This is a genomic window from Acidisphaera sp. L21, assembly GCF_009765685.1.
In the GTDB taxonomy this organism is placed as follows: Bacteria; Pseudomonadota; Alphaproteobacteria; order Acetobacterales; family Acetobacteraceae; genus LMUY01.
The window spans coordinates 45,732-57,262 of the sequence record NZ_LMUY01000065.1; the positions used below are offsets into that span (position 1 = coordinate 45,732).

At 67.0% G+C, this 11,531-nt stretch carries 8 protein-coding genes; 3 read left to right on the plus strand and 5 right to left on the minus strand.

Going from position 1 to position 11,531, the window contains the following annotated elements; all coding sequences use genetic code 11:
* Window position 1 precedes the first annotated feature (1 nt).
* Both GSQ76_RS12225 and GSQ76_RS12230 read right to left on the minus strand, forming a co-directional pair.
* Window positions 2–1,504, minus strand: a complete 1,503-nt coding sequence (locus tag GSQ76_RS12225) for an ABC transporter substrate-binding protein (RefSeq protein WP_158744189.1) — start codon at window positions 1,502–1,504, stop codon at window positions 2–4.
* Window positions 1,501–2,205 (minus strand): DUF1028 domain-containing protein, encoded by a 705-nt coding sequence (locus GSQ76_RS12230; RefSeq protein WP_158744190.1) that lies wholly within the window; start codon window positions 2,203–2,205, stop codon window positions 1,501–1,503. Before GSQ76_RS12230 ends, GSQ76_RS12225 begins: the two co-directional genes overlap by 4 nt.
* Before the next feature lie 124 nt (window positions 2,206–2,329).
* On the opposite strand from GSQ76_RS12230, the gene GSQ76_RS12235 reads away from it, so the two are divergent.
* Both GSQ76_RS12235 and GSQ76_RS12240 read left to right on the plus strand, forming a co-directional pair.
* On the plus strand, window positions 2,330–3,661 hold the full coding sequence (locus GSQ76_RS12235) for an LLM class flavin-dependent oxidoreductase (RefSeq protein WP_158744191.1): 1,332 nt from the start codon (window positions 2,330–2,332) through the stop codon (window positions 3,659–3,661).
* Window positions 3,658–5,307 carry an FAD-dependent oxidoreductase gene (locus GSQ76_RS12240; protein ID WP_158744192.1) on the plus strand — a complete coding sequence of 550 codons (1,650 nt, stop codon included), beginning with the start codon at window positions 3,658–3,660 and terminating at the stop codon, window positions 5,305–5,307. Before GSQ76_RS12235 ends, GSQ76_RS12240 begins: the two co-directional genes overlap by 4 nt.
* A gap of 49 nt (window positions 5,308–5,356) precedes the next feature.
* On the opposite strand, the gene GSQ76_RS12245 is transcribed toward GSQ76_RS12240, so the two are convergent.
* The 3 genes from GSQ76_RS12245 to GSQ76_RS12255 form a co-directional block, all read right to left on the minus strand.
* Window positions 5,357–6,013 carry a hypothetical protein gene (locus GSQ76_RS12245; protein ID WP_158744193.1) on the minus strand — a complete coding sequence of 219 codons (657 nt, stop codon included), beginning with the start codon at window positions 6,011–6,013 and terminating at the stop codon, window positions 5,357–5,359.
* Between the two features lie 108 nt (window positions 6,014–6,121).
* Window positions 6,122–7,726: an ABC transporter substrate-binding protein gene (locus tag GSQ76_RS12250; protein WP_158744194.1), complete on the minus strand. Its 1,605-nt coding sequence runs from the start codon at window positions 7,724–7,726 to the stop codon at window positions 6,122–6,124.
* Complete coding sequence (locus GSQ76_RS12255) at window positions 7,723–9,120, minus strand: dipeptidase (RefSeq protein WP_216851022.1); 1,398 nt, start codon at window positions 9,118–9,120, stop codon at window positions 7,723–7,725. Before GSQ76_RS12255 ends, GSQ76_RS12250 begins: the two co-directional genes overlap by 4 nt.
* A gap of 111 nt (window positions 9,121–9,231) precedes the next feature.
* Here GSQ76_RS12255 and GSQ76_RS12260 point away from each other — a divergent pair, with 111 nt between their 5' ends.
* Complete coding sequence (locus GSQ76_RS12260) at window positions 9,232–11,523, plus strand: molybdopterin-dependent oxidoreductase (protein WP_158744195.1); 2,292 nt, start codon at window positions 9,232–9,234, stop codon at window positions 11,521–11,523.
* Window positions 11,524–11,531: the final 8 nt, after the last annotated feature.

Here is an 11,531-nt window from a genome sequence, read left to right on the forward strand (position 1 = left end):
CTCAGCCCGGCGCCAGCGTGACATTCTGCAGCCGGATCAACCCATCCGGCACCTGCACGAAGCCCGTCACCGCCTTGCGCATCCCCACCACGTTCTTCGGCGTCCACAAATAGATCAGCGGCAAATCCTTCCGCTCCAACTCGACCACCTTTCGGTAGATCGCCTTGCGCGCCGCCTGGTCGGGCGTCAGCCGGGCTTGGTCCAACAAATCATCCATCGCCTTGCTGTCGTAATGGCCGTAATTGAACGTGCCCGTGGTGTGCAGGAACGGCCACAGATTGCCATCCGGGTCGATCCGGCCGGACCATGCGATGTTGTAGGCATTGAAGTCGCCGCGATACCCGGCCTGCAACGACGACGCGAACTCCAGCGATTGCAGCTTTACGTCGAACCCGGCCTCCTGCGCCATCGACTGAATCACCTCGTCGATCTGCTGCAGGTCGGGATTGTTCGGCGCCATCAGCGTGACCGGGACGGGCAGGGGCACCCCGGCCTGCTTCAGCAACGCCTTCGCCTTCTCCACATCGCGCGCCGGGGGCTGCATATCGGCGAAATAATACGGCGAGGATGGCGGGTTGGCCTGCACCGTCGGGGTGAACAACCCATCGTACACCACGTCGATCATCGCCTTGCGATCGATCGCCAGTTCGAACGCCTGCCGCACCAGCGCATTCTGCCCGATCGTCGTGTTGGACGCCGGGCTGTTGCCGGTGTTGATGGTGATGCCCTGGTAGGTGAGCGCATCGCCGATCGAAACCTTCAGCTTCGGGTCCTTGCGCACCGCCGCCACATCGGTTGGCGAGATATACTCCACCAGATCCAGTGCCCCGGCCTGCAGATTGGCCAGCCGCACCGCGCCGTTCGGCTGCGGCATGTAGATCACCTGGTCGAAGTGGATCGCGTCCTTGTTCCAGTAATCCGGAAACCGCTTCAGCACGATGCGGTCCTGCGCGATCCGGCTGTCGAACATGAATGGCCCGGCGCAAACCGGATGCAGGCCGAATTTGTCGCCCGCTTCCTCCGCCGCTTTCGGGGCGATCATGATCCCGGCCCGGTCGGTCAACTGCGCCAGCAGCGCTGCGGAGGGCGCCTTCAGCACCAACTCCACCGTCAGTGGGTCCCGCACATTGATGGCCTGGATCGCATTGATCTCACCGGCGCGCATGCTGCCCTTGATGGTCAGGTCGCGGGTGAGTTTGTATTTCACCGCATCCGCATCGAATTTCTCGCCGTCATGGAAAGTGACGCCGCTGCGCAGATGCAGGATCAGATGCGTCGGGTCGGCCCATTCGTAGCCGGTGGCGAGCTGCGGGACGATGTTCAAATTGGCATCGATGTCGAACAACTTGTCGCACATCGCGGCATATACGATGCGACCCACGTAGGAGGAGCCGAGCGTCGGGTCCAGAATGTCCGGATCCTCCCGCAGACCGATCCGCAGGGTTTGGGCGCTGGCGGCGTGCGCTGCCGTCAGGGCCAGCAGCAAGGCAAAAAGGCGGATCATCGGGAGAGTCCTTCGGCGTCGCAGGCGGCGTTGATGATGGCGCGATCGTAAGTGCCATAACGGCTGTCCCGCCCGGCCAGGAACCGGCGGAACACGGCGAAGCGTTCCAGGCTGGCACGATGCAGCCGGCGCAGTTCGGCCAACGGGTCGGGGTGGTCGTCGGCTCGAATGTCCAGATCGGGGTAGGGATCATTGGTGCAGATCTTCAGCCCAGCGGATTGCTTGCCGCGCTTGTCGCCACCGGCTGCTTCCCCCGCCTCCATTGCCGTCATCAGCCGTTCCGCCATCGATCCGCTGGCCGCCAAATAGGCGTCCATCGTCGCCTCCACCACCTGTGGCCCCGCCAGCATGTTGCCGGCGACCGAGACATCCTGCCCACACACATGCCCCGCCCAGGTGACGCAATCCGGTCCGCTGTGCTGGGCGATGCGGCCCTTGGCGTCCAGGATGTGGAACTGGCGCTGCGGCCCCCCGGGGTCGGGCACCACCAGGTCGCCCAGGATCACCGCCGGGTCGCCGCCGGCGCGCAAACGCGGCATGGCGTCCACCGCGTACATCGGGTTCACCATCGCCTGCGTCGCCAGCGCGCCGACTTGGCCCTCCACGTGGATGCACATCGCCCCCACGGCAAAGAATTTGGACGCGACGGCAGCGCCCAGGGCGCCCGTGTCGGCGTCCCGTACCAAAATCGACCAGGTCATTTGGGTCGTCCCCCCAGCAGCATTTGTTCGAACCAGTCCCGCCGCTCGTGCAATCGCAATGCCAGTCTTGTCGCAACGGGCCGGGCGGCCCACGGTGCGATCTTTGGGCGGGAGGTGCAACAGCATGGCGACGACACGGCAGATGAAGTTGACGGCATTCTGCCACCCGCCGGGCCACTGGCGCATGCCCGGCGCCCGCCCAACCGACATGGGGTTCGAAGACAACGTCCACCTGGCGCAGACCGCCGAGCGCGGCAAGTTCGACATGCTGTTCTACCAGGACAGCGCCGCCGTCGCCCCCGTATTCTACCTGTCCGGCGGCAACGCCGAAACGCTCGCCGAATCCGCCCGCTGCGTGCGTCTGGAACCGCTGACCATGCTGGCGGCATTGGCAACCGTCACCAAGCACATCGGCCTGGTCGCCACCGCCACCACCACCTACAACGATCCGTTCAGCATCGCGCGAAAATTCGCCACGATCGACCACATCAGCAAGGGCCGCGCCGGGTGGAACCTGGTGACCTCGCAGAACGTGGACGAGGCACAGAACTTCAGCCGCGACAGCCATCTGGACCACGCCCTGCGCTACCAGCGCGCCCAGGAATTCTACGATGTCGTCACCGGCCTCTGGGATAGCTGGGACGACGACGCCGTCATCCGCGACCGCGAGACCGGCCGCTACATCGACCCGGCGGGCCTGCACGTGCTCAACCACAAGGGCGACCATTTCTCCGTCCGCGGCCCGCTGAACGTCGCCCGCCCCCCGCAGGGCTACCCGATCATCGCCCAGGCCGGCTCCTCCGACCCAGGGCGCGAACTGGCCGCCCGCACGGCGGACGTCGTGTTCACCGCCCAGGTCGACATCGGCGAGGCACGTTCGTTCTACGCCGACGTAAAGGGCCGCATGGCGAAATACGGCCGCGCGCCGGACGATCTGAAGATCATGCCCGGCATCCGCTTCGTGCTGGGGCAAACGGAATCCGAGGCGAAGGAGCGCTACGAGATGATGGTCTCCTCCGCCTCCGACGATGGCGCGCTCGCCAGCATCCAACGCCTGGCCGGCGATCTGGACCTCAAGCAATTCCCGCTGGACGGCCCGCTGCCCGACCTGCCCCCCAGCAACGCCGCCAAGGCGCGCCAGGTGATGATGATCGAGCTGGCCCGGCGCGAAAACCTCAGCATCCGCAAACTCGCCCGCCGCTTTGCCTTCAGCCTCGGCCACATGGTCTATGTCGGCACCGCCAAGGGCCTGGCGGACCAGATGGAGGAATGGTTCACCGCCGGCGTCTGCGACGGCTTCACCATGCTCTCCCCCTACTTCCCCATCCCGCTGGAACTGTTCGTCGACACCGTCGTGCCGGAACTGCAGCGCCGCGGCCTGTTCCGCACCGAATACGAAGGCACGACCTTGCGCGAGAACCTCGGCGTGCCGTTCCGGTCGAGCCGTTACACATGAGCATCGCCGACACCCGTCGCGCACAGATTTTCCCGGTGCTGACGGCGTCACAGCGCCAGGCGGCCTTGCGCTTCGCCAGCGGCCCGGTGGCGCAATGCCAGCCGGGCCAGGTGCTGTACGGCTACGGCGCCAAATCCGCCCCGGCATTCCTGGTGCTAGCGGGCGCAGTGGACATTCTCACGCGGGACGGTATGGGCCGCGAAACCCATATCGTTTCGCTCGAAACCGGCCAATTCTCCGGCGAGGTCGCCCAACTCGCCGGCCGCCCGACCCTGGTCGAAGGCCGCGCCGGGCCGGAAGGCTGCGAAGTCGCGCCCTTCGATGCCGTGCATCTGCGCGCCCTGGTAATCGGCTCGGCCGAGATTGGCGAGACGGTGATGCGCGCCTTCATCCTGCGCCGCGCCGCGTACATCCTCGAGGGCGTCGCCGGCTCGCTGCTGGTCGGCACCGCGGCAGACCCGTGGCTGGTGCGCCTGCAGGGCTTCCTCCGCCGCAACGGCTATCCCCACACCGTGCTCGACCCGGCAATCGACCCAGATGCCGCCTCCATCGTGGACCGGTTCGCGCTGCATGCGCCGGATCTGCCGATCGCCCTGTGCCCCGACGGCACCCTGCTGAAGCGCCCGACCGACGGCCAAATCGCCCTGGCGCTGGGCATCACCCCGGCATTGCGGCCCGAGCAAGTGTACGACGTGGCCGTGGTGGGCGCCGGGCCAGCCGGGTTGGCAACGGCGGTCTACGCAGCGTCGGAAGGCCTGTCGACCATCGTGCTCGACTCGCACGCATTCGGCGGCCAGGCCGGCGCGTCCTCGCGGATCGAGAATTACTTCGGCTTCCCCACCGGCATCTCCGGCGTGGCGCTCACGGCGCGCGCCTTCACCCAGGCGCAGAAATTCGGCGCCGAGATCGCCATCCCACTGGAGGTCGCGCGGCTGGATTGCGGCAATGGCGGCCTGCGCGTCGTCTTGACGGACGAGCGAACCGTGCAGGCCCGCACCATGGTCATCGCGTCCGGCGTGCGCTACCGCCGGCCGAACATTCCGAAGCTGGCCGAATTCGAAGGCGCCGGAATCGCCTATTGGGCGTCCCCGGTGGAGGCCAAATTGTGCGAGGGCGAGGAAGTGGCGCTTGTCGGCGGCGGCAACTCCGCCGGCCGGGCCGTGGTGTTCCTCGCGTCCAAGGTGAAGCAATTGCACCTGGTCGTGCGCGGCACCGGACTGGAGGCGTCGATGTCGCAATACCTGATCGAGCGTATCGCCGCGCTGCCGAATGTTGAAGTGCATACCCGAACCGAAGTCGTGGCGCTGGACGGCGAGCCGGACGTGTCACTATCCAGCGTGACCTTCCGCAACCGCGACACCGGCAAGACCAAGCTCGTGGCATTGCGCCATCTGTTCCTGTTCATCGGCGCAGACCCAAACACCGAATGGTTGGAAAGCTGCCCCATCAACGTCGACGAAAAGGGTTTCGTCATCACCGGCGACCAATCGGCCGGTACGTGCCTGCCACTGGAAACCAGCGTGCCCGGCGTATTCGCGATCGGCGACGTACGCTGCGGCTCGACCAAGCGGGTGGCGGCCGCGGTGGGTGAGGGGGCGGCCGTCGTGGCGCAGTTGCACGCGACCTTGGCGAAGGCAAAACCTTAGCAGGGCGCTGCCCTGCACCCGGAAGGGGACAGTCGTCCCCTTCACCCCTTTATCCTGAGGGATCCAGGGGGGTGCGGGGCGAGTGGAAGGCCATCGGAGGAACAGCCCTGCTCGATGGCGTCGACGCCAGCACGGGTGCCGGATCCAACCCAAGATCCCGGCAAATCTCCCGAATGATCTCCTCTGCCGGCCGCCGCCCGATATCCTCGATCGTGTCCAGCGCATCCAACCGTTCGCGCAACGCCCCGGTCAGCCGTTCGGCGTCCCCGGCATCCGCGCTGCGCCCGATCGCGTGGCTCACCGCGCGCACGATCTGCCGCCGCGCCATGGCCTGCTGGTCGTCCATGCGCACCGGCCGCGCCCAGCCCCGATCCAGCCGCTCGGCCAACAGCACCGTCCGGCGGATCGCACGCGAAACCTGGTTGAACGCGGCGGCCACGATCTCGATCCGCGGTGCGACGGTGCGCCGGGCTTCCGCGGCGGCGCTCGCCGCCTGATCCGCCGCAATCGCCTCTGCCAGCGACGTCGCGATGGGCAACTCGCCCGCCACGACGATCGCTGCATCAGCCAGCGCTGTCTCCGCCTCAGCCGCCCGCCCGACCATCCGGGCAACGCTCATCCCAATCTGCACGAGTTCCGCCAAAGCCTCCCGAAAGAGCGCGGGTGCCTGGGCGATGTCATCGTGCTGAATGGGGCGCGTCTGCATGGTCCTTCGCAACAACCACACACGCACCCGCAGTTTCAAGCAAAAGGAGTGCAGAGGACGACTGTCCTCTGCCGGGGTCCGGGGCAGCGCCCCGCCTTAGGTCCTCCCTTACGGCGCCACACTAATCCCCCCATAAGGCGTCCCCCCCAGCACATGCACCTTATACCCGCTGACGTTCTTGCGGATCGCCGTGTACGCCTGCGTATCCGCAAACAGGATCCCCGGCACATCCTTGGCGAACACGTCCTGCGCCTGCACATACAGCTTCGCCCGTTCCGCCTGGTCGCTAATCACGTTGGCCTTCGATACCAGGTCGCTGAACTCGGCATTGCACCAATGGCCGAAATCTCCGGGGCGCGGCTTGCCGTCCGGGCAGGCCCAGTAGTTGAACACCAATTGGCTCGGGTCCGGGTAATCCCAGGTGCCCCCCAGCATCCCCACCGGCGCCTCGCCCGCGCGCACCCGGCGCAGATACTCGCCCCATTCGTAGCTGACGATTTCCGCCTGCACGCCGATCTTGGCCCAATCCGCCTGGATCATCTCCGCCGCCCGGCGCCCATTGGGCATGTAGGCCCGCGCCACGGGGATTGCCCAGATCGTGGTCTTGAACCCATCCGGATACCCGGCCTTGGCCAGCATCGCCTTCGCCGCCGCCGGGTCGTACGGCCGCGGCTTCACCTGGTCGTTATGCCCCCACAGGCTCGGTGAAATCAGCGCCGCCGTCGGCTCCCCCGTGCCCTGGAACACCGCAGACACCAGCGACTTCAGGTCGATTGCAGTGGCCAACGCCTCCCGCACTTCCAGCTTGTCGAAGGGCGGCTTGTCGGAGCGAAACGACACATACCCCATGGACGCCAGCGGCCCCGCCGCCAGCACCAACTGGGCATCCGCCTTGATCCCGTTGAAATCGGTCGGGTTCGGATATCGCGCGATCTGGCACTCCCCCGCCCGCAACTTCGCCAGCCGGATCGCCGGGTCGGGCGTGATCGAGAACACGAGTTGGTCGACCTTCGCCACCCGATCCTCCAACCCGGCGTCTTTCACCCAACTCTGCGCAAACGCCCGAAACCGGATTGTCGAATCCCGCGCATATTGCACGAACGAGAACGCGCCGGTCCCGATCGGCTGCGTGTCCAACTGCTCCGGCGTTTTCGCCGCCAGCATCGCCTGCGCGTATTCGGCGGACTGGATCGCGAAGGACTGCATGGACAGAATGCCCAGCAACGGCGCCACCGGCACGGCAAGGTCAAAGCGCACGGTGTAGGCGTCGACCTTCTCGATTCCCTTCACCCGGTCCCGCAGCAGCGCATCGTACTCATCATACGTGCCACCGCTGATCGCATTGAACGGGTCGGATTTGTCCATCATGCGGTGGAAGCTGAAGATCACGTCATCCGCGTTCAGCTCCCGCGTCGGCGTAAACTTCGCATTGGACTGAAATTTCACCCCGTGCCGGATCTTGAACGTCGCCGACATCGCATCTGGCGCGATGGTCCAGGATTCAGCCAGCGCCGGGATGATCTTGGAGCCGCCACGTTCTGTCTCCACCAACTCGTCATACACCTGGGCCGCAACGTCGAACACGGTGTTGGCGGTGGACAATTGCGCGTTCAGCACTGCCGGGCTCGCCTCCGTGCAAACCACCAGCGTGGCCGCATGGGCGGACGACAGCGCCGCGAACCCGGTGGCGGCGAGCAGAATGAGGCGTTTCATACGGCGTGTCCTTTATGGGATGCAGCGAGTTCGGGCAGGAATAGCAGCCAGGCTTGCAACCCCTCGTCGAACGAGCTGAGGCGGATGAATTCGTCCGGCGCATGCACGTTGGAGTCGGACACGGCGAACGACATCATCACCGTCTCCATCCCCAGATGCTGCTTGATCATCGAAGAGATCGGCAGCGTACCGCCGACGCCGACATGCAGCGGCTTCTTGCCGTGCAGCGTCTCCAACACCCGCTCCACCGCCAGCAACGCCGGGTTATCCTCCGGCAGCGCGTAGGCCCGCGCCCCGTCATTGCCCCGCTGCACGCGCAGTGTCGCGTATTCCGGGCAATGCGCCTGCAAATGCCGCTCCACTGCATCCGCCACCGCCACCGGGTCCTGCCCAATCCCCAGCCGGCACGTGATCTTGGCCGTCGCCGCATGCGGCAGCACCGTCTTCGTGCCGACCCCCTCATACCCGCCGCTAATCCCGTTGATCTCCAGCGTCGGACGCAGCCACATCGCCTCCAGCATCGGCACCCCGCGCTCCACCGCACCCGGCCGCGCACCGATCTCTGCCAGGAACCCGGCCTCATCGAACCCGATCGCATGGATCGACGCCCGATCCAGATTGCTCGGCGGCCGCAACCCCTCGAAAAACCCCTCCACCGCCACCCGGCGATCCGCGTCATGCAGGGTGGCAACAATCTGGCACAGCGTCGTCACCGCATTCGCCACGCCCCCGCCATACCGCCCCGAGTGCAAATCGGCATCGGCGGTGGTGACGCTGAACTCCAGCGCGCACAGCCCGCGGCTGTTCATGTTCACGCTCACCAGATCCGGCCGCCACATGCTGCCATCGGCGGAGATCAGCACCTCCGCCCGCAACATCTCACCATGGCGCTGCAAAATGGCGGGCAGCGTGCGGCTGCCGACTTCCTCCTCCCCCTCCAACAGCAGCTTCACGTTCACCGGCAACCCGCCCTGCGTAGCGAAAAACGCCTCCAGCGCGCACAGCATGGTCCAGAACGGGCCTTTATCGTCCGACGCGCCGCGGCAATAGATGCGTCCGTCGCGGATCGTCGGCTCGAACGGCGGGCTATGCCAAAGGTCCAGCGGGTCGGGCGGCTGCACGTCGTAGTGGCCATATAGCAGCACGGTCGGCGCGGCCCTGGCGCCAAGCCAATCGGCGTAGACGGCAGGGTGCCCGCCGGCGTCCAGCAATTGCACGTTCTGCAGGCCGATCCCGGCCACGTGCGCCATCAGGAACGCGGCCGTCCGGCGCATGTCGCCCGCATGCGCCGGGTCGGTGCTGACGCTGGGCGCGCGCAGCAAGGTAAACAGCCCCTCCAACAGGCGGTCCCGGTGATCGGCCAGCCAGCTTGCCGGGTCAGGATTCGTCGTCACAGATGCATCCAATTGTTGTTCATCCCGCTGCCCGTGCTTAAACGAAATTGCGACGGTCGCATGACACCACCACGCGGCCCGGCTGAAATCCAGAGCCTGATAGGATGCCCGATGAACGACCTCGGTTTCCGGCCACATAGTTCGCACTGGGGCGTGTTCTCCGCGCGCTACCAGAACGACGTGCTGGAGGTGCTGCCCCACCCCGGCGATCCAGACCCGAATGGCGTCATCGACAACTTCCCCGCCGCCCTGCGCCACCGCGCCCGCATCGCCCAGCCGATGGTCCGCCGCGGCTGGCTGGAAAACGGCCCGGGCCCGGACGACCGGCGCGGCCGCGACGAATACGTCCCCATGGCGTGGGACGCCGTGCTCGACCGCCTGGCCGAGGAACTGGGCCGCGTGCGGGACGATTTCGGCCCCGGCGCCGTGTTCGGCGGCTCCTACGGCTGGTCCAGCGCCGGCCGCTTCCACCATGCGCAGAGCCAGGTGCACCGCTTCCTCAACACCACGCTGGGCGGCTACGTAAAGTCGGTGAACAGCTATAGCTCCGGCGCCTCCTCCGTGCTGCTGCCCCATATCCTCGGCGGCTACGAGCAGGTCACCAAGCGCAACGTCACCTGGGACCAGATGGCCAAGCACACCGACCTGGTGCTGGCCTTCGGCGGCATGGCGCTGAAGAACAGCATGGTCGCCGGCGGCGGCATCAGCCAGCATGTGGAGCGTGGCTCGATGGACCGCGCCCGCCAACGCGGCTGCGCCTTCATCCTGGTCGGCCCCCTGCGCGCCGACCTGCCGACCGAGGCCGGCGCCGAATGGCTCAGCACCATCCCTGGCACCGACACCGCCCTGATGCTCGCCCTCATCCACACCCTGGTGGCCGAAAACCTGCACGACCAGGCCTTCCTGGCGCGCTACACCGAAGGCTGGCCGGTCTTCGAGCAATATGTGATGGGCGAGACGGACGGCCAGCCAAAGACCGCTGCCTGGGCCGCACCCATCGTGGGCGTTCCCGCCGCCGACATCGTGGCCCTAGCCCGCCGCCTGCACGGCAAGCGGGTGCTGGTCACCGTCGCCCACTCCCTGCAACGGGCCGAACATGGGGAGCAGCCGGTCTGGGCTGCGGCAGCGTTGACGGCGGCGCTCGGCCAATACGGCCTGCCCGGCGGCGGCTACGGCTACGCCCTCGGCGCCATCGGCTATTACGGCCGCCGCAACATCGCCGTGCCATCGCCCACCCTGCCGCAGGGCCGCAACGGCGTGACGGAGTTCATTCCCGTCGCCCGCATCGCCGACATGCTGCTGAACCCCGGCACCACCTATCGCTACAACGGCCAAACCAAGACTTACCCGCAGATCAAGCTGGTCTATTGGGCCGGCGGCAACCCATTCCACCATCACCAGGACCTGAACCGGCTGCGCCAGGCATTCCGCCGCGTGGACACGCTCGTGGTACACGAACTCGCCTGGACCGCCACCGCCCGCCATGCCGACATCGTGCTGCCCGCCACCATGACGCTGGAGCGTTCCGATATCGGCGCCAACGGCAACGACAGTTTGATGGTCGCCATGCACCCGATCGCCCCGCCCTTCGGCGAGGCCCGCGACGACTACGACATCTTCGCCGGCCTGGCCCATCGCCTCGGCGCCGGGGAGCCCTTCACCGAGGGCCGCACCACCCAGCAATGGCTGGAACACCTCTACGAGCGTACCCGCCGCGGCCTGGAGTCGTTGGGCCGCCCCGCGCCCAGCTTCCAGGAATTCTGGGACGCCGGCAGCCTGGAACTGCCGATGCAGGACGATGACGGCGGCCACATCCGCGCTTTCCGCCAGGATCCGGACGGCTCCGCCCTGCCGACACCCAGCGGCAAGATCGAAATCTACTCCGCCAAGATCGCCGGGTTCGGCGAGCCGGACTGTCCCGGCCACCCCACCTGGCTCCCCCCCGTGGAAATCCCCCGCGCTGCCGCGCCCTTGCACCTGATCGCGAACCAGCCCGCGACCAGGCTGCACAGCCAGCTCGATTTCGGCGGCCACAGCCTCGCCTCCAAGCACCGGGGCCGCGAAGTCGCCTGCATGCACCCGGCCGACGCCGCCGCCCGCGGGATCGCTGATGGCGACATCGTCCGCCTGTTCAACCAGCGCGGCGCCTGCCTGGCCGCCGTGCGCATCACCGACGGCATCCGCGCCGGTGTCATCCAACTCCCAACCGGCGCCTGGTACGACCCGGCGGACCCGGCGGAAGACAACTCTCTCTGCGTCCACGGCAATCCGAACGTGCTGACGCGGGATATCGGCACGTCGGCCCTGGCGCAGGGCTGCACCGGACAGATCACCACCGTGGAGGTGGAGCGCTTCACCGGTAACCTGCCGCCCATCCAAGCCTACGACCCGCCGGGCGCCTAACCCGCCCA

Bases quoted from the DNA above. Each gene is read 5' to 3' on its own strand.
- GSQ76_RS12225 (WP_158744189.1), bottom strand. From the start codon at position 1,504: ATGATCCGCCTTTTTGCCTTGCTGCTGGCCCTGACGGCAGCGCACGCC.
- GSQ76_RS12230 (WP_158744190.1), bottom strand. From the start codon at position 2,205: ATGACCTGGTCGATTTTGGTACGGGACGCCGACACGGGCGCCCTGGGC.
- GSQ76_RS12235 (WP_158744191.1), top strand. From the start codon at position 2,330: ATGGCGACGACACGGCAGATGAAGTTGACGGCATTCTGCCACCCGCCG.
- GSQ76_RS12240 (WP_158744192.1), top strand. From the start codon at position 3,658: ATGAGCATCGCCGACACCCGTCGCGCACAGATTTTCCCGGTGCTGACG.
- GSQ76_RS12245 (WP_158744193.1), bottom strand. From the start codon at position 6,013: ATGCAGACGCGCCCCATTCAGCACGATGACATCGCCCAGGCACCCGCG.
- GSQ76_RS12250 (WP_158744194.1), bottom strand. From the start codon at position 7,726: ATGAAACGCCTCATTCTGCTCGCCGCCACCGGGTTCGCGGCGCTGTCG.
- GSQ76_RS12260 (WP_158744195.1), top strand. From the start codon at position 9,232: ATGAACGACCTCGGTTTCCGGCCACATAGTTCGCACTGGGGCGTGTTC.